Origin of the sequence: Arthrobacter sp. UNCCL28, assembly GCF_900102805.1 — a bacterium.
Lineage (GTDB): Bacteria > Actinomycetota > Actinomycetes > Actinomycetales > Micrococcaceae > Arthrobacter > Arthrobacter nicotinovorans_A.
This window is the reverse complement of record NZ_FMWE01000003.1, coordinates 80473-97583: the sequence shown is the minus strand read 5'-3', so window position 1 is coordinate 97583 and position 17111 is coordinate 80473. Positions and strand designations below refer to the sequence as shown.

The 17111-nt window shown below is 59.4% G+C and carries 17 protein-coding genes; 6 read left to right on the top strand and 11 right to left on the bottom strand.

Features of this window, described 5'->3' with window-relative positions:
- Nucleotides 1-58: 58 nt before the first annotated feature.
- Entirely contained in the window at nt 59-412 is a 354-nt protein-coding gene (locus BLQ01_RS09115) for a MerR family transcriptional regulator (RefSeq protein ID WP_091551287.1), read from the top strand.
- Here BLQ01_RS09115 and BLQ01_RS09110 read toward each other — a convergent pair.
- The 4 genes from BLQ01_RS09110 to BLQ01_RS09095 form a co-directional block, all read right to left on the bottom strand.
- Entirely contained in the window at nt 409-1335 is a 927-nt protein-coding gene (locus BLQ01_RS09110; RefSeq protein WP_091551286.1) for a nuclear transport factor 2 family protein, read from the bottom strand. The genes BLQ01_RS09115 and BLQ01_RS09110 overlap by 4 nt on opposite strands.
- 24 nt (nt 1336-1359) lie before the next feature.
- A complete protein-coding gene (locus BLQ01_RS09105; RefSeq protein WP_217638360.1) occupies nt 1360-1926 on the bottom strand; it encodes a flavin reductase family protein in 567 nt (188 codons plus the stop codon).
- Nucleotides 1923-2567 carry a hypothetical protein gene (locus BLQ01_RS09100; RefSeq protein ID WP_139183467.1) on the bottom strand — a complete coding sequence of 215 codons (645 nt, stop codon included), beginning with the start codon at nt 2565-2567 and terminating at the stop codon, nt 1923-1925. Before BLQ01_RS09100 ends, BLQ01_RS09105 begins: the two co-directional genes overlap by 4 nt.
- A gap of 98 nt (nt 2568-2665) precedes the next feature.
- Nucleotides 2666-3694, bottom strand: coding sequence for an MsnO8 family LLM class oxidoreductase (locus BLQ01_RS09095; protein WP_217638359.1), 1029 nt, complete (start codon nt 3692-3694; stop codon nt 2666-2668).
- A gap of 246 nt (nt 3695-3940) precedes the next feature.
- On the opposite strand from BLQ01_RS09095, the gene BLQ01_RS09090 reads away from it, so the two are divergent.
- From BLQ01_RS09090 to BLQ01_RS09070, 5 genes are all read left to right on the top strand, one after another.
- Nucleotides 3941-4420 carry a nuclear transport factor 2 family protein gene (locus tag BLQ01_RS09090; protein WP_091551282.1) on the top strand — a complete coding sequence of 160 codons (480 nt, stop codon included), beginning with the start codon at nt 3941-3943 and terminating at the stop codon, nt 4418-4420.
- A 157-nt stretch (nt 4421-4577) separates the two neighbouring features.
- Nucleotides 4578-5666 (top strand): 2-phospho-L-lactate transferase, encoded by a 1089-nt coding sequence (cofD, locus tag BLQ01_RS09085; RefSeq protein ID WP_091551281.1) that lies wholly within the window; start codon nt 4578-4580, stop codon nt 5664-5666.
- Nucleotides 5667-5668: 2 nt separating this feature from the next.
- Nucleotides 5669-8293 carry a bifunctional FO biosynthesis protein CofGH gene (locus tag BLQ01_RS09080; protein WP_091551279.1) on the top strand — a complete coding sequence of 875 codons (2625 nt, stop codon included), beginning with the start codon at nt 5669-5671 and terminating at the stop codon, nt 8291-8293.
- 22 nt (nt 8294-8315) lie between these two features.
- Nucleotides 8316-9056: a 2-phospho-L-lactate guanylyltransferase gene (gene cofC, locus BLQ01_RS09075; RefSeq protein WP_091551278.1), complete on the top strand. Its 741-nt coding sequence runs from the start codon at nt 8316-8318 to the stop codon at nt 9054-9056.
- The gene (locus BLQ01_RS09070; RefSeq protein ID WP_302846717.1) at nt 9052-9900 is read left to right on the top strand and encodes a coenzyme F420-0:L-glutamate ligase; all 849 of its coding nucleotides are present in this window, start codon (nt 9052-9054) and stop codon (nt 9898-9900) included. The genes cofC and BLQ01_RS09070 overlap by 5 nt, the downstream gene beginning before the upstream one ends.
- 3 nt (nt 9901-9903) lie before the next feature.
- Here BLQ01_RS09070 and BLQ01_RS09065 read toward each other — a convergent pair whose 3' ends face one another.
- The 7 genes from BLQ01_RS09065 to BLQ01_RS09035 all read right to left on the bottom strand — a co-directional run bounded on the left by BLQ01_RS09065 (nt 9904) and on the right by BLQ01_RS09035 (nt 17109).
- Nucleotides 9904-10530 (bottom strand): TetR/AcrR family transcriptional regulator, encoded by a 627-nt coding sequence (locus BLQ01_RS09065; protein WP_091551275.1) that lies wholly within the window; start codon nt 10528-10530, stop codon nt 9904-9906.
- 136 nt (nt 10531-10666) lie between these two features.
- A complete protein-coding gene (locus BLQ01_RS09060; protein WP_091551273.1) occupies nt 10667-11413 on the bottom strand; it encodes an SDR family oxidoreductase in 747 nt (248 codons plus the stop codon).
- A complete protein-coding gene (gene npdG, locus BLQ01_RS09055) occupies nt 11400-12101 on the bottom strand; it encodes an NADPH-dependent F420 reductase (RefSeq protein ID WP_091551272.1) in 702 nt (233 codons plus the stop codon). The genes BLQ01_RS09060 and npdG overlap by 14 nt, the downstream gene beginning before the upstream one ends.
- A 119-nt stretch (nt 12102-12220) precedes the next feature.
- Nucleotides 12221-13081, bottom strand: coding sequence for an LLM class F420-dependent oxidoreductase (locus BLQ01_RS09050; protein WP_091551270.1), 861 nt, complete (start codon nt 13079-13081; stop codon nt 12221-12223).
- Between the two features lie 32 nt (nt 13082-13113).
- A complete protein-coding gene (locus tag BLQ01_RS09045; RefSeq protein ID WP_091551269.1) occupies nt 13114-13467 on the bottom strand; it encodes an EthD family reductase in 354 nt (117 codons plus the stop codon).
- Between the two features lie 62 nt (nt 13468-13529).
- Nucleotides 13530-14558 (bottom strand): ABC transporter permease, encoded by a 1029-nt coding sequence (locus BLQ01_RS09040; RefSeq protein ID WP_254779312.1) that lies wholly within the window; start codon nt 14556-14558, stop codon nt 13530-13532.
- A gap of 4 nt (nt 14559-14562) precedes the next feature.
- Entirely contained in the window at nt 14563-17109 is a 2547-nt protein-coding gene (locus BLQ01_RS09035; protein ID WP_217638358.1) for an ATP-binding cassette domain-containing protein, read from the bottom strand.
- Nucleotides 17110-17111: the final 2 nt, after the last annotated feature.

Genomic DNA, 17111 nt, shown 5'->3' with positions numbered 1-17111 from the left:
CAAGGGCATGCCTCACATGCATGTGAAGGTAACCTGAGCGTCCCTGAAAGGAAACGTCATGAAGATTGGTGATCTGTCCGAGGCCACCGGTGTTTCGACGAGACTTCTTCGTTACTACGAAGAGCAGGATCTACTCCACCCTTCGAGGGCCTCGAACGGCTACCGCTGTTATCCGGACACCGCTGTAGAAGTTGTTAGGCAGATTCGCTCGCTACTTCATGCCGGGCTGCCTACCGAAGTCATTCGGTGCGCTCTTCCTTGCCTCGACGGTCAGGACATTGATGTTTCCGCGGAACCCAACGGCCCCTTGGCAACCCGACTCCGCAAAGAGCTGGCGAGCATCGACGAAAGAATCGACTCCTTGTCGCGACACCGTGACAGGATTGAGAAGTTCCTGTCGTCGGCGGCCTAGTGCTCCTCACCCGGCACAATCCAGCCCGGCCGATAGTCAAAGTACGAGATTCTCCATCCGGCCATGTCGCGGCGTAGGTCGAGTTTGTAGTGGGCTCCGTAAAGGTCACGCCCCTCCGGTGTCCGCGGCCGTTGCGGCATGACCCGGCCAATGATCATTTGGGCCGTTGATTCGTCCTGGGAGAGTTCAATGCTCAGTGGACGGCCGAAGTGTTGCATCCATGGCCACGTGCGACGAAATTCCTTCTGTTGCCCAATGATTTCGTGGCGTCCGTCGCGGTGGCCCATGGGCGGGAACTCGCCAAAGGCGTCTTCGGTATAGCAACCCTGCAGGAGGTGGATGTCTCCCTGATCGATGGCCCACGCGTAGCGTGTGTATGCGTCCGCGACTTGCTGAACGGGGTCGGAGGAAGGAAGGGCCGGCATTCCCTTGGCCCAAGGTGAGTCCAATTCACTGACGATGGTGGGGCTGGGGTCGCCGAGCTTCCATCCTTGACTGGAAGGTATCCGCCAATGCGCGAACCTGCCCTTATCGCCATCCGTCCACGGTATGGACAGTTTCAGTTCATCGAACTTCCAGCCATGTTCCGTTGGGCTGAGTTCGCCCAGGAGCGTCGATCCGAAAACACGCGGCGTGTTCGAAGGGTCATCAGTCGCATGGCCGAAGACATAGGCGGTGAGTATGACATGGTTCGGCTTGCCGGCCAGGTAGACGTTCGTTGTGGTCAGCCCAAGCGGCAAGGCAGCGCCACGATCGGCCGCAAGAGCGTCTGCGATACCCCGGCCCCCGATGACGTTTCCGTGTGCGCTGCTGCGGAGCGACGCAGCGGGGTGAAAGGCATTGCCCAGCAGCTCCCCGTCACCGGAATCCCATGCCCTGACGAACGACTCCAAGACGGTTAACACGTCGGCCCTAAGGCTCATGGTCAAGCTCCTTTTTTGGATGATTTAGAACGCGGCATGGGTACCGAATGCACCTTGCCAATATGTCAACGGCGAGCCCTGCCCTGGCTCAGCCACTTCAACGCCCACATGGACAAGCACGTGATCACCTGCCGGTCCGATCTCCGAAACGCGGCCTGCCATCCAGACATGCAAGCCCGGGAGGCGCGGGGCGCCGGCGGTCAGCTTCCATTCGACGCCCTTGAACTTGTCCGGGCCCTTTACGGCGAACCGCATGGCGCACTCGCCCTGGTTGGATGCCAGTACGTTGAGGCCGACAGGACTGCCGACTTCGAGGGATGACAAAAGACTTGATGCGGCATCCAAAGAGACCAGGGCCATGGGAGGGTCAAGTGAGAGAGACAAGAACGCGCTGACGGTGCTGCCGTAGGCCTTGCCGGCACGGAAGGTTGTTACAACGGACACTGGTGTTGCTACACGGCCCATGGCTGCCCTGAAGCTGTCGGCTGAGACATAGCGGTGCCCTGCCCCGATTGACTGGACGTCTTCAGCATGCGGCCTCGGACGATGGCAAGAGTAGTCGGCATGGGTCAGTTCGAGTCGTTGGTTCAAAAAATCCTCCTCGAAACGTCGTTCGCCTCTTCGCCCCGGGTTGTCATGCGGCGGAGCGGTTCAATCCGCAGCGGTGCCGGGAAGTCGGAATCGCCGTCATCTTGAAACCTCCATTCCGCCCCAAGGAGGTTTCCTTCTGGCGTTCCGATCGTCAGGAAAGCATCAATCTCGCTGGACAGTTCCGGCACCGGGGCCCACACGTCCACCCTTGAATTGGCAGACGCTCCGGTTGACAAGGCCTCTGCTGCTGACTGGCACGCAATTTGCCTGCCTAGTACGGCATGCACAAATCCGAGAACCCGGTGTTCGGCCCAAGTTGGGGAATACTGCATTCGTGGGTTGGGAAGGATCGGCGTTTTGTCGAGGGACAGAAAACGCGGCCGGTCATCTGCGAAGGAGATGATCGTTTCGTAGCTGATGATGGATCCGCTCACAGTTCCATCTTGTGCCGGTGATTGATAGGCGACGATAAAGTCGAGTTTGCCATTATGGCCGTCTCCGGCTTTCCACGAGGAATGGATGATGCGGTGCGAACTGAACTCGTCGGGTACATCCCGGAACCATTGCTCGAGTTCTTTGGACCCACGGGCAAATCGAATCGACCCACGGCGGCCGGTTAATTGGACGTCATTGGCAAACAAGTCAAGATGCTGCTCAACACGCCCGGCGGGAGTCTCAAGGAATGAGAACCAGCGGTGAGCGAGCGAGAGTGCGACGTGGAACTTATGTGGCGTGCTTGTCATGGCTGCGAGAACACCGCCGACTCCTGGAGGGCCAGCTCAGCGGCGAGAGATTCCAAAGCCGCAAGCCTCCGGTTCTCGCCCGGCATCATGGGGTTGACCATGATTTCTTCCGTCCCGTAATTGTGGGCGAGTGCCCGTATCGCCTCAGCAACCTGCGTTGCGGTGCCTGCCAATACGCGGCCTTGATTGCGTTCGCGGGCGGCCAGTTCTGCCGCACTCCATGAGTGATGGCGGGTGCGCTCCAAGGAGGGTATCCGAGGAAACGGAAAAGCGCTTTCGGCGCGTGCAAGCCAAAGATGGAAAGCATCCTCAAGGTCTTTGGCTTCCGCTTCGTTTTGCCCGACGGCCACAAAAACTGCGGCAATCACCGCAGGTTCGGTCAGGAAGGCACTGGGGCGAAACTCTCTCTTGTATTGTTCAACGGCTTTCACACCGCGACCACTGGGGTTAATGAAATGCGCGAACGTGAACCCAATTCCGTTCGCGGCGGCGAGTTCCGCCGTCGACCCGCTTGCACCGAGCACCCACGGGAGCGGCAGCGTCCCACCATCCGGTGTAGCAGCGACTCCTGCGTACTGGGAGGACGAGGCATGGTGGCCTGTGACGAATCCCAGTAGATCGGCAACCTTTTTTGGATATGGCCGCAGCCCAGACTTCTCGTCGTTCAGGGCAGCGCTCAACTGTCCGTTTGCTCCAGGTGCACGACCGAATCCTAGATCGATACGGCCCGGGTTCAGGGTTTCGAGGGTCTTGAAATTTTCCGCCACTTTCACGCTGCTGTAATGCGGGAGCATCACGCCCCCCGAGCCGACGCGGATTCGAGATGTAGCGCCCGCCAGATGGGCGATGAGGACCTCGGGCGACACGCTCGCCATTGCCTCGATGCCGTGGTGCTCCGAGACCCAAAAGCGCGAATAGTTTAGCCGATCTGCAGCCTGCACTAGCCGTGTCGAAGCCTGTAGTGCGGACCAGGCCGTCGCCCCCTCATCGATTGGTGCGTAATCCAAAACGCCTAGTTTCACCATATTCTCCAGTTCCTGCGTGTCTCATTTGCGTTGCTCACCACGCTAAACCTTGCCATCCATGTGAAGGTCAAATCGACGCTGGACTGACATGCCCCACTCCCACCGGGAAAGGTTGGGGGCGACTACCTACAGCCCCGCGATCTTGACCTTCACATTGATGTGAAGGGATACCGTTCACCAGCGAAGGACATCCCGAAACCGCGCACTGCAACCCAGTGCCGGCAGCTGAAACGAGTAGAGGGCTACATGGAAAACATTGAAAGGCTTCTGGCCATCGAGGAGATTAGAAACCTTCGGATCAAGTACGCGCATTTGCTCGACACCAACAATGTGGAGTTCCTCGGCGAGCTGTTTACCGTCGATGGTATTTGCGACGCCGGGCGGGGCGCCTGGCGCGGGCGGTCGGCAATAGCAGAAGGCATGCGCTCAGCATTTACCGAATACGACACAGCGAAAACGGGGACGTATCCGTTCCATCACGTAATTACCAATCACTGGATCGAATTCACGGGAAGGGACACGGCCCAAGGGCGGGCATACCTGGTGGATCTCCAGACCGACCCGGCCCAGGATCGCTGGATCCTGCTTGGTACCTACGCCGATGAATATCGCCATGAGGATGGAACCTGGCGCATCAGCCGCACTCAACTCGATATCACTTGGCCAACACGGACGTCCGGCGGCGGCCTACCGGGTGATCAACTCGAGCTCCCTTCTCGGCAGTAGGCCGAGACGCCGACAGCCCACTGGTCCGCGACCTTCCTTTGGATACCCGCCGATTGACACCCCGTGAGACGCAGGTAACATTATCGAGAATGAACAAGCGATTGTTCGTCCCTGGTGACACTGACGTCCCGGGGTGTTTCGGGTGAGAGGTGCTTCGATGGAGAGAGTCACGGTACTGGCTGGCGGTGTGGGGGGTGCCCGGTTCGTCCGCGGGTTGTTGGCGCACCTGAGTGCCGTCTCCCATGAACGCCGTACGGAGCTGCCCGTCGTATCAGTCATCGGCAACACCGGCGACGATATGTGGTTGAACGGACTCCGAATTTGTCCCGATCTGGACACCATGATGTACACGCTCGGCAACGGTGTCGACGAAGCCCAAGGGTGGGGACGAGGTGACGAAAGCGATCGGACAGCGACCGAAATCAGCGCATACGGTCGCGGCTGGGATTGGTTTACCCTGGGCGATCTGGACCTTGCGACGCACATCATTCGCACGGACATGTTGCGCGAGGGTGCAACACTTACCGAGGTAACGGAAACACTCTGTCGCCGCTGGAATCCCGGCGTCAGGCTACTTCCCATGAGCAATCAGCCAGTCGAGACGAATGTCCGCCTGGCCAAAGCGACGGCAGAGCATGCGGTTGGGGACCTGATCCATTTCGAGGAATGGTGGGTTCGATACCGCGCTGGCATTCCTGTGTCGGAATTCGTTCAGGTGGGGCTGGAGCAAGCGCGAGCTACGCCCGAAGTCGTCGACGCCATCGAGACGGCAGACATCATCATTCTCCCACCGTCGAACCCCGTAGTTTCGGTCGGCACGATCGTGGCCGTGCCGGGCGTTCACGAGGCCTTGGGCAACGCGGCAGCCCCGGTCATTGGAATATCCCCGATCATCGGCGGATCAGCAGTGCGTGGAATGGCTGTGCAATGCCTGGAATCAAACGGTGTTGACCCCACAGCATTTGGCGTCGCGGCCTCCTACGGAGCCCGGAGCAACGGCGGGCTTCTCGATGGATGGCTCGTCGACGAGGCCGACGCCGTATTTCTCCCTCAACTTGACGACCACGGTATACGCGGCGCGGCAGTTCCTCTGTGGATGACCAACAGAGAAACCACCGCGACCATGGCTGCCGAAACATTGGCCCTGGCCGCATCTCTACCACTCCCACGTGCCCGGAAATCCCGCATCAAATCCCTTGCTGGCCAGCCGGACCGCAAGACCCCTCTCCCCAGCTTTGGAGTCTGATCATGACCGCGATGGAAACGTTTGTCCCCTCCGAAAGCGCCCTGCGACGTGCGCTCCGCAGGGCCGATGACGGAGTCACGTTGAACGCCGACGAGGCAGAAACACTACTTCACGCCCGGGGAGAAAATCTAAAGCGACTCATGGCGGCTGCATCGCGGGTGCGCGATGCTGGGTTGGAGCAGGCCGGTCAAGTCGGCATCATCACGTATTCAAGGAAAGTCTTCATCCCCGTAACCCATTTGTGCCGGGATCGCTGCCACTACTGCACGTTCGTCAGCACTCCCGGCAAACTCAAGAAGGCCGGGAAGGGCCTCTTCATGTCTCCCGACGAAATCATCGATGTCGCTAGGAAGGGCGCCGAAGTCGGATGTAAAGAAGCCTTGTTCACCCTCGGCGACCGCCCTGAGGATCGTTGGCCCGCGGCGCGCGAATGGCTCGACTCCCATGGCTACGATTCGACGCTGGATTACGTACGGGCAATGGCGGTCAGAGTTCTGGAAGAGACAGGACTACTGCCTCATCTGAACCCCGGAGTCATGACATGGGAAGAAATTCAAAGACTAAAGCCGGTTGCCCCCTCGATGGGCATGATGCTGGAGACCACGGCCACAAGGCTCTGGTCCGAAAAGACCGGGCCCCATTATGGGTCCCCTGATAAGGAACCGGCACTCAGGCTCAGGGTTCTGGAAGATGCGGGTCGCTCCAGTGTCCCGTTTACTACGGGTGTGCTGCTCGGAATCGGCGAAAACTACGCCGAGCGAGTCGACGCAATCTTCGCCATCCGGGCCGCGCACCGCCGCTACGGCAACGTACAAGAAGTTATAGTCCAAAACTTCCGCGCCAAAGACGCGACGGCAATGATGTCGACGCCGGACCTCGGCACCGAAGAGTACGTGGCGGCCGTCGCCGTCGCGCGCCTGATTCTGGGCCCCAAGCTAAGGCTCCAAGCACCACCAAACCTCACGGACGCCGACGAGTTGGCACTCCTCATCAACGCAGGAATCGACGACTGGGGCGGGGTGAGCCCACTCACCCCTGACCACGTCAATCCGGAACGCCCGTGGCCACACCTGGACGACCTTGCACGGCTGACGGCGGCCAGCGGATTCACACTCCGCGAACGGCTCACCGCCCACCCGCGTTACGTCAGAGAAGAAGATCCTTGGCTTGATCCGCGCGTCCTCCCCCACGTTCGAGCCCTTGCCGGCCCTGACGGCCTGGCTGTTGAAGGACTCAGTCCTGAAGGCCACCCGTGGCAGGATCCCGACGTTCAGTGGACTACCGTCGGCCAAGGCAGGGTCAACCTCCACACCGAAATTGACACGATCGGACGCACCGGCGACCGGAGGAGCGATTTCGATGGCATCTACGGCGACTGGTCGGCGATCCGCGACGACGCCGCGAGCAATCACCAGCCAGTCCACTCCCCTACCCGGAGGGAAACCAAAGAGATCCGCCAGGCTCTCGCCAGGGCTGAAAACAACCCGGCCGGACTATCCGACGCCGACTACCTCCGACTACTGTCGTCCGACGGACCCGAGCTGGAAGCCCTTGCCGCCCTGGCCGACCATGTTCGAGCGCAGACCGTAGGCGATGAGGTGCGTTACGTCGTCAACCGGAACATCAATTTCACGAACGTCTGTTACACCGGCTGCCGCTTCTGCGCCTTCGCGCAACGCCGCACAGATGCCGACGCGTACACCCTGTCAATGCAACAGGTAGGCGACCGCGTCGATGAAGCGTGGGCGATCGGCGCCACTGAAATCTGCATGCAGGGCGGCATCCATCCGGATTTGCCCGGGACAGCGTACTTCGACCTCGCGCGCGAGGTGAAGAAGCGCCAGCCAGACATTCACTTGCATGCCTTCAGCCCCATGGAGATTGTGAACGGCGCCACCAGGCTTGGGATGTCCTTCGAGGACTTCCTGCTCGAGGCCCGTGCTGCCGGTGTTGACAGCATTCCCGGCACCGCCGCGGAAATTCTTGATGACGAGGTCCGTTGGTTGCTGACTAAGGGAAAGCTTCCCGCAGCCACATGGATCGAAATCATCAGCACTGCACACCGGCTCGGTATCCGCAGCAGTTCGACGATGATGTACGGGCATGTTGACAACCCCAGCCACTGGGTAGGGCACCTGCGAACACTCTCCCGCATCCAGGACGAGACGGGCGGGTTCACGGAATTCGTGCTTCTCCCGTTCATCCACACAAATGCACCTGTCTATCTGGCAGGCATCGCCCGACCTGGGCCGACCATGCAGGAAAACAGGGCTGTTCACGCCGTCGCCCGCTTGATGTTGCATGGTCGCATAGACCACATCCAAACGTCGTGGGTGAAGCTCGGTACCACCGGGACCCAGCACATGCTCCAGGGAGGGGCTAACGATCTCGGCGGGACCTTAATGGAAGAAACCATCAGCCGCATGGCTGGTGCTGACAATGGTTCCGAGAAGACTGTGTCCGAACTTGAGGACATGATCCGAGCGATTGGCAGAGTTCCCGTTCAACGCACCACAACCTACGGAACACCGTCACAGGAACGCCTCGCCGTAGCCCGACAAAACGCCCATAAGGGATTCGCGGCTACCGGCAAGAGTCTTCGACTGTTGCCGGTCTCTCTGAAATAGCCCTTCCGGAAGGACCCGAATCATGACCATCGGCACAGCCTCGGCGGCCTCTCCCGACAGTTTCCACGCGGCACCAGCCAAATGGAGCGGCGAATGGACACTCATAGTGCCCTTCAAAGGCGGCCCCCAGGCCAAGAGCCGAATACGGGCCCAGACGGGGTCAAGGAAGGTCAGCCCTTCCCTTCAACGCGAGCTCGCACTTGGTTTTCTTGACGATACGGTGGAAGCAGCGACAGCGGCAGTAAACGTCAGGCGTGTCATTATCGTCTCGTCGGATCCGGCCGCCGTAGTCGCAAATTCCAAGGTCAGGATGTTCGCAGACCCTGGACTTGGTCTCAATGCAGCCGTTGAAGCCGGCTTCGCCTTTGCCCGGCTGCTGGGCAGTGAGGGGCCAGTAGCCGCATTGACAGCAGATCTGCCGAGCCTCACCGCCGAAGACCTCGACGATGCGCTCCAGAGCGCAGCGATGCTCGGACGATCCGTCGTTTCGGATAGGCAAGGCACCGGTTCCACAATGATCACAGCCTTGCCGGGAATGCGCGTCCGCGCCATGTTCGGTGGTGACTCCCTCCGCGAACACCTGCTGGCGGGCCACCACTTGCTAGCCATCCCCGACGAGTCCACGCTCCGGGCAGATGTCGACACCATCGACGATCTGGCGACCGCTGCCGAAATCGGCGTGGGCCGGCACACCAAGGCCGCACTTCTCACATCGGGGCTGTTCGAACAGATGGGAACCGCATGCAACCGCGGAACGCATTGAGAATCTCAGAAATCAGCACAGAAAGGAAGCCATGCCCGGTTTACTAGTTACTGCCCTCGAAGGAATCCCCGAGATATCCAAGAGTGACAACCTCGCCCAAATCATTGGCGATGCGGTGGTCAGCACAACCGAGGGTCTTCAAAACGGCGACATCCTTGTTGTCACCAGCAAAATCGTGTCCAAAGCCGAAGGGCGCCTAGTGCCCGCCGATGATCGGGAGGCCGCCATCACCGCCGAGACTGTTCGACTCGTAGCCAGCCGCCCCTACCCCGGAGGCATAACCCGAATAGTCGAGAATCGACAAGGACTCGTCCTGGCGGCGGCCGGAGTCGACAACAGCAACACTCCCGAAGGCACCGTTCTGCTACTTCCTCTGGATCCTGACGCCTCAGCACGACGCCTTTGCACCGAACTGCGGCAGTTGTTCGGCGTCACCCTCGGGGTGATCATCAGTGACACACTCGGCAGGCCATGGCGAGAAGGGCAAACAGACGCAGCCATTGGAGCGTCCGGTCTACGCGTGCTTGACGACTACCGAGGTACCAAGGACTCACACGGAAACCTGCTGCTCGCATCTGCCGCAGCCGTTGCCGATGAAATCGCTGGCGCAGCGGACCTGGTTAAGGGAAAGTCAAAAGGATGTCCTGTCGCCCTCGTGCGTGGTCTTGCTCACCTTGTTTTGGAAGACATGGATGTAGACGCAGGATCGGCACGAAGTCTAATTCGGTCCGCCAATCAGGACATGTTCCGGCTCGGCAGCGATGAGGCCTATTCGAATGGTTATGAAGACGGCGTTCGCTCAAGGATGAAGGTAGAGACCGACATGCCCGGGATCCAAGGCTAGGCCTCAGCCAGCGAGTCGGCTCCGGTTATCAACCCTGGCGTCGGCGTCGGGAACGCTAAGTTCACGGAGAGCTAGTTTGGTGTAGATAGCGACTATCTCGTCCAGGTTCATTCGGCCGCCAGGTTTAAACCAGCTGGCGATGTGCGTCGCTTGGGCGACGAAGCTATAGACGTGTATTTTCGCGTCAATAACGTCAGCCAGTCCGGCCCGTCCAGCGGCCTCAACCAGTTCTTGGAGGAAAAGTTCGTACTCATGGCGTTTTTCGATAACCACTTGCCGTGCGCCCTCTGATAGAGAGCGCAGTTCTGCATTCCCGATGAATACTTCCTGGGCGCGTTCGGCGTGGAAGGTCAAATGGGCGGCGAGAGCGGCTTCAAGCTTATCGATTTCATCGCCGTCGATCATCACAGCTTTGCGGGCACTGTCCAGCAGGTCATCAATGATCCCGCCCATGATCTGGAGCAGCAAGTGTTCTTTGCTGTCGATGTGGTTGTAGAGGCTGCCGACCATTAGGCCCACGGCCGAGGCCACCTGCCGCAGGCTCGTCGCATCATACCCACGTTCGAAGAAGAGCTTTGCTGCCTCTTCGCGGATAGCTTGAGCCGTTCCGCGTTCCGCCGTTGCAACCATTGACCCACCCTATCGTCTCGTCGATTTCCCAATTTTAACGCACAAACACTAGTTTTGGATCTGTCAAGCGATCGCTCGTGTGTCAGAAACCCGGCGTCCTGTTTCGGCACTCAACGAGGGGACGCCGGGTTTCACTCTAGTCGGCAGTAGCGATTGCCGGCAGCCCGGTGGTCTCTCCACCGTCAGCCACGAACTCACTGCCCGTAGAGAAGGACGTTTCGTCGCTGGCCAGAAGGATCACCAGATTGCTGATCTCCTCTGCACTGCCTGCCCGTCCTTGAGGCACATGACTGAAGTCCATATACAGGCCATCGATCATCTGTGTCTTGATGTTTCCAGGGTGGACCGAGTTGACTCGGATGCCGTGGGGTGCCAATTCTATGGCAGCATTCTTGGTCAGACCGCGCAGACCCCATTTGGAGCTGCCGTAGGCGGCAAAGCCTGCGAACCCTTTGAGCCCTGCCGTCGAGGAAATATTGATGACTGATGAAGGCGACGACCGCGTGAGCTCGTCAGAGGCGGCACGGATCCCTTTGAATGCGCCGGTGAGATTGATGCTGATCACCAGGTCCCACTCATCATCCGTACACGATTGAATGCCGCTGTGCCTCAGCACCCCGGCATTATTGACCAGGACGTTCAAGCGTCCGAATTCCCTGACCGCGAAAGCGACGGCGTCATCCCAGTCTGCATTGCTCCGGACGTCGAGGTGAACAAAGCGGGCCTGTGGACCCAGCGAATCGGCAAGTAATTTGCCGCGTTCGTCGTCCACATCGCCGATTACCACGCTGCCACCGTGCTGAACAATGGCCTGTGCATGGCTGGCGCCCATGCCTTGGGCAGCGCCACTTATCAGTGCTACTTTCCCTTCAAGCCGTGGCATGTGCCGCCACCCCCACGTTGGTCAGCCCGATGCCGGCATGTGTCTTGTAGCGACGGTTTACCGCGATGAGGTTCGCCGTAAGCCCCTCAACGGCGGCCGCTGTCCGGAGTTTTCCAGCAAAAATTCCCCGCATGCCCGGGATCAGGTCAACCAGCTCCTGTACAGCCTTGGTGCTCTCGAGGTCGTTGCCCAAAACCATGACGTCTGTGTCCACGGTTTCTACTGTGTGATCGGCGAGAAGGACTGCCGAAACGTGGTGAAAGGCCGCGACGACGTGTGAATCCGGCAGCAGAGCCTGCGCCTGCTGGGCGGCACTGCCCTCGGGAACCGCGGGTGCATAGGCGCCGGCTTTATCAAAAGCCAGAGGGTTCACGACGTCGATGACGATCTTTCCCCGGGCTTGGTCGCGGATTTGGGTCAGTGTTTCCTCGTGAGCGTCCCACGGTACGGCGATCACTATGACGTCCGCAGTGGACGCACACTCGCCGAGTCCGGCGCTTTCCAGGGAATGCGGCCGGTCTAAGACGGTGGTGATTCTGGACACCGCCTCTGCAGCACGTTGTTCGTTCCTGGAACCGATAGTTACCGGGAGGCCCGCCGCAGCCCATCGGAAGGCGAGGCCGCCGCCGAGGGCGCCAGTTCCGCCGAGGATCCCGATCCTAAGCAATGGTGCATTTTCGAGTTGCATGATGTTCCTAGAAGCTCGTTGGTATGGGGCACCTACTCACACCCTTGACGGTCGGAAACGAGATGACCGGATCTAGACGTGAGCAGGTGCCGCTAACAGGCGCTGAAGTGCGCGCTGTTTTATTGTTGGCGGAATTCCTGCATGGCTTTAGCCGCGGTTTCCAGATTCTGGAAGGCCTGGCCAGGGTCGGTCGGGTCGATCCAGAGAACGGCCCTTTCGATACCTAGTTCGGCATACTTCTCAAGAACCTTTGGATCCGGCGGTGCAGATGCTACTGCTACGCGCATAGTCTTGGGGTCGCGCCCGGATTCCTCGACGACCTCCCAAAACTTGGGGAGTGTTTTTTCAAGCGTGGGGTCATCTGGCGGCGGGACGATGTAGAGGCCATCCGCCCACTCTGCAGCGTGCTTGAACGTAGTGGGTCCGGCACCTCCGATGAACACAGCTGGACCACCTGTTTGCTGCGGTTTGGGCCATGACCAGCTCGGCGCCAAGTGAACATGTTTGCCCTCATAACTGGCTTCATCCTCAGTCCACAGCGCCCGCATTGCTGCGACTTTCTCTTTGACGATACTGAACCTCTGCTTCCATATAACACCGTGGGCTTCTGCTTCATCCGCGTTCCAGCCCAAGCCCACGGCAACCGTTAGCCGCCCTCCAGACAAATGGTCCAGAGTTGCAAGCTGCTTCGCCTTTGAAATGGGGTCGTGCTGCGCGATAAGGCATGCGCCCGTGCCGATGTTGAGTTTGGTTGTGGCAGCGATGTAGGAAAGCGTGACCACTTGATCGTAGGTACGCAGATAAAAGTTGGGCAGTTCCCCACCCCCGTAGGCAGCCGGATAGGGCGTCTTCCTCGAGGTGGGAAAGTGGGTGTGCTCTGGGACATACAGGGATTCGAAGCCGAACGCCTCCATCTCCTGTGCGAATTTCACGGGGTCCGGGCCTTCGTCCGTGAAGAAATAGACTCCACCAATATCCATTGCGATCAGTTCTTTCTCTAAAGGGGTTGGTCTCAGAGTTCGTCGACGACGGTGTTGTCGCTCAGTACGATCACCGAGTGTTTGCCAAGGAAGTTGGGTACATCAGCAAGCGCAGCCTGTCCGGCATCTGTGGCCCACCCCTTTTCCATCGCTTCAGCGCTCTCGTACTCGAGGATGGCGATTCCATCTATGCCGAATTCGTTGTCAGGTTCACCGTTGCCGGTGTCCGGAACAATATGGCGCTGGATGTAGCGCGTCACACCTGGAACTTTCGACGCCAAGGGAGCGTGCGTATCCCGCCAATAAGTGCCGAACTGCTCGAATGACATCCCCGGCTTGCGGCCAAGCAGGGCCATCGTCCTAATCGGGTGGCCGTTTTCAGACATTGCTATTCCTTTCGTTTGTGAACTTTCCTCGCCAATGAGTCGGCTCTAGCTGTGGAGTTTTGCTAAGTCAGCTTGCTTCGCGCCTGCCACTGAGGGAACAGGCCGCCCAAGAGGGTCTTGCCCCTTACGGACTGAAGGCCGACAGCCACCGCGATGACTGCCGCTTGGATGAGTAGCTGAGTTGACGATGGCGCGCCCAGCGACAGGACCAGCTGGGTCAACTGGCTGAGGAAAAGCGCTCCTATCGCTGTGCCCAGGATCCTTCCGCGACCGCCGTTGAGGGCCGTACCGCCAACGACGACGGCAGCGATGGCCGGCAACAAGTATTGATTGCCGACATTCGTGTTTGGCGTGCTGATGTACCCCGCCAGAAGGACACCGGCACCGCTGTAGCAGAGCGCGGCCGCGACATATCCGCTGACCTTTAAGGTGATGACCCTCACCCCTGCGATCCTGGCAGCCGACTCGTTGGCGCCAACGGCTACCAGCCGCCGGCCCCAGACGGTGCGTCTCGTAGCTAGAGCGACGACGATGACCAGAAGGACCGAAAGCCACACCGTATTCGACACTCCGAGCGTTTTATCCAGTGCGAAGTCGGAAACGGATTGAGGAGCGCGCGTCGGTGTGCCACCTGAGTACGCCAGCGCGGCGCCCAACAGGATAGCGTTCATGGCGAGTGTCGCAACCAGGGGCGTCACGGAAAACACGGCGATAACGAGTCCGTTGATGACACCCACTGCCACCGCAATAAGAGCGACGACCACTAGGGCGAGGACCACATTGTCCGAATTCTTGGCTGCAAATTGGGTACTGACCAACGCACCCATGGTCATCATGCCCGGAACCGACAGGTCGATGCCTTTGAGCATCACTACCAATGTCTGCCCAATGGCGGTGATCGCTAAGATGGCCGCGAAAGGCAGCAGCGAGTCAATGGAGCTCCTCGATACGCTTCCGGGTGCAAACAACCAACTCAGCAGGAATAGAGCGACCGTTGCAATGAGGATCGGTGAGCGCATGACCTGCCCCGCACCGGAACGAAGTGTGCCTGAGAATGTCCGCGCTGGCGCGGAATCGACCGTGATTGTCATAGCTCTATATCCGTTCCGAAAGAGCGCGAGTCTTGGAGTAGAAGGCCGCTGCGGCAAGAGTGAGTCCACCGATGAACCACTGCTGCCAGTACATTTGAAGTCCCAGGAACTGAACAACCGTGTTCGCCTGGATCACAAGAATGGCCCCCATGATGGCACCCAGGAACGAACCACGGCCTCCGAAAATACTGGCGCCGCCCAGAACGACGGCTCCGATGCTCGCCAGCGTGTAGCTGTCGCCGATACTGGCATTTCCCGTTCCCGCCTGGGCCATGAGCAGGAGCGATGCAGGGACCACGAGCACCGAGCAACCGACGTATGCTGCCAGGACCACCAGGTTGGACTTAACACCAACTTTCTTGGCCGTTGCTGCGTTTGAGCCAACGGCCCTCAAACGGATACCAAAGAGGCTCTTGTGCAGGGTGAATTCTAGGACGAGGGCTATTGCTATGGCCAGGATGAGCATCCATGGGATGAAACCCCAGGCTGAGGTAACCCAGCCGGTGAACATCGGGTCCATTCGACCGCCGGGAAGTGGCCGCAGTAAATACGCGAATCCTTGGAGTGCAGTGAACGTCACCAACGTGGCGATCAGAGGGGTGATTTTCACGACCGTGGTCAGGAACCAATTGACCACCCCTACGGCTGCGGCCGCGAGCGTGACAATGAGTATCCCGAGTCCGATTCCTACTGGCGACCGGAACTCTGACAGAACAAAGGACCCCAGAACCACGAGGAAACCAGCCAAAGGCCCGACTGATAGGTCGATGGCACCGACCATCATTACCAATTGTTGTGCGATGGCAAAGAAAGCGAGAATAGCGACCAAAGGCAGGACAAGCCCGAAGTTTCTGGGCGTCATGTAGAAGCTGCTCTGAGAGGCGGCGACGATTCCGAGCACGATAGTAGCGAGGAGAAGGACGCCGCCCGGCATGAGATCGTTCTCGGCGAGTTTTCGTTTCCATTTCTTCACAGGCTGATTGCCCCGGGGGACTGTGCTGCGGTGCTGGCTCGCTGTGAGGGCAGCCTCCGTGATCCGACGTTCGGAAACCTCTTCACCAACCAGCTCTTTCGCTGCATGTCCTCGAGAGAAGACGACAACACGATCACACAGTTCTTCGAGTTCGGCGGCCGACGACGACAGAACGATGATGGACGCCCCCTCTGCCGCCGCCGTGCGTAGAATCTGATAAATCTCTCCGCGGGCTCCGACGTCCACACCTTGAGTTGGTTCGTCGGCCAACAGGATCGGCGAGCCTCCCAGCAACACGCGACTGAGAACCACCTTCTGTTGGTTGCCGCCTGAGAGCGTGTCAATGTCCACTTCGGCAGACGGGGCCTTGACCCTCAGGGCAGCGAACTGTTTGATGACCGAATTCTGTTCACGACGGGAGCTCACCACTCCCACGCGGGCGAGCTGTGCAATCGAGCCAATAGACGAATTCTCGCGAAGGCTGAGCCGCGAGAAAATGCCTTCGTTGTGCCGGTCATGGGGAAGGTAGACAATCCCATCGCGCATCGCGTTGGTCGTACTGCCCAACCTCACATTGACCCCGTTAACAGTCACCGACCCTTTGCTGCGGGACAGCCCCGCGAGGGCGCGCAATGCGTCCCGCTGGCCCTGGCCTTCGATACCGGCGAACCCCACGATTTCGCCTTTCCGAACTTCCAGATTGAGGCCGGAAAAGCCGTGCCCACTGAGGTCCTCGACCTTCAACTGCGTGGGTGCTGACGCGTCCAGCGACGACACGCTGGCGGACTCGCGGGACTTCTGATGGCCCACGACAAGGTTCACGATGTCCTGCTCGGTCATGTCCTGTGCGGGGAAGGTCCCTTCCAGTGCACCATCCCGGAGTACCGAAATGGTGTTCGCGACCTTCTTCACCTCGTTGATCTTGTGCGAGATATAGACGACAGACCCGCCGCGCTGAACCACGGCGTCAATGAGGTGAAACAGCTCGTCGACTGCCGCGGGGAGGAGATGTTCAGTTGGTTCGTCCAGAATGATGACTTTGGGATCCTCTGCCATGGCTCTGGCGATTTCGACAACGAACCTGGCATCGGGCCTAAGACTACTGACCAGGTCCCGCGGATCAATCGAAGCGACGTTCTTCCAACTGCTGAGAACTTCCTCAGCCCAGGCAACCTGGCCCCTTACTGTCGGGCGCAGGTTCTTAGGCATCCCCAATCGCATGTTCTCCGCCACTGTCAGATGCGGCAGCAACGCAGGTTCCTGGTACACAATCGCGAGCCCTTGTTCCCGACTCCACTGAGGATTGGGGGCGTCCGTGGACGCACCGCCGATCTGGACAGAGCCCAGATCCGGTGAAACGGCCCCCGCAGCTACGCCGACCAAGGTGGACTTGCCAGCACCGTTTTCTCCGACAAGGGCATGAACCTCCCCCTTGCTTACCTCAAGAGAGACATTCTTGAGAGCATGAACACCGGGGTATCGTTTGTCGACGCCTTCCAGCCTCAAGACGACCGAATCGTTTGCCATGGTGGTGGCATCAGGTTCTTTCCCGATCAGCTTTTGCGGATCCTGTGGCATCA

Excerpts from the sequence above, each read along its gene's own strand:
- BLQ01_RS09115 (WP_091551287.1), top strand. The coding sequence starts at position 59 with ATGAAGATTGGTGATCTGTCCGAGGCCACCGGTGTTTCGACGAGACTT.
- BLQ01_RS09110 (WP_091551286.1), bottom strand. The coding sequence starts at position 1,335 with ATGAGCCTTAGGGCCGACGTGTTAACCGTCTTGGAGTCGTTCGTCAGG.
- BLQ01_RS09095 (WP_217638359.1), bottom strand. The coding sequence starts at position 3,694 with ATGGTGAAACTAGGCGTTTTGGATTACGCACCAATCGATGAGGGGGCG.
- BLQ01_RS09090 (WP_091551282.1), top strand. The coding sequence starts at position 3,941 with ATGGAAAACATTGAAAGGCTTCTGGCCATCGAGGAGATTAGAAACCTT.
- cofD (WP_091551281.1), top strand. The coding sequence starts at position 4,578 with ATGGAGAGAGTCACGGTACTGGCTGGCGGTGTGGGGGGTGCCCGGTTC.
- BLQ01_RS09080 (WP_091551279.1), top strand. The coding sequence starts at position 5,669 with ATGACCGCGATGGAAACGTTTGTCCCCTCCGAAAGCGCCCTGCGACGT.
- cofC (WP_091551278.1), top strand. The coding sequence starts at position 8,316 with ATGACCATCGGCACAGCCTCGGCGGCCTCTCCCGACAGTTTCCACGCG.
- BLQ01_RS09065 (WP_091551275.1), bottom strand. The coding sequence starts at position 10,530 with ATGGTTGCAACGGCGGAACGCGGAACGGCTCAAGCTATCCGCGAAGAG.
- BLQ01_RS09060 (WP_091551273.1), bottom strand. The coding sequence starts at position 11,413 with ATGCCACGGCTTGAAGGGAAAGTAGCACTGATAAGTGGCGCTGCCCAA.
- npdG (WP_091551272.1), bottom strand. The coding sequence starts at position 12,101 with ATGCAACTCGAAAATGCACCATTGCTTAGGATCGGGATCCTCGGCGGA.
- BLQ01_RS09050 (WP_091551270.1), bottom strand. The coding sequence starts at position 13,081 with ATGGATATTGGTGGAGTCTATTTCTTCACGGACGAAGGCCCGGACCCC.
- BLQ01_RS09045 (WP_091551269.1), bottom strand. The coding sequence starts at position 13,467 with ATGTCTGAAAACGGCCACCCGATTAGGACGATGGCCCTGCTTGGCCGC.
- BLQ01_RS09040 (WP_254779312.1), bottom strand. The coding sequence starts at position 14,558 with ATGACAATCACGGTCGATTCCGCGCCAGCGCGGACATTCTCAGGCACA.
- BLQ01_RS09035 (WP_217638358.1), bottom strand. The coding sequence starts at position 17,109 with ATGCCACAGGATCCGCAAAAGCTGATCGGGAAAGAACCTGATGCCACC.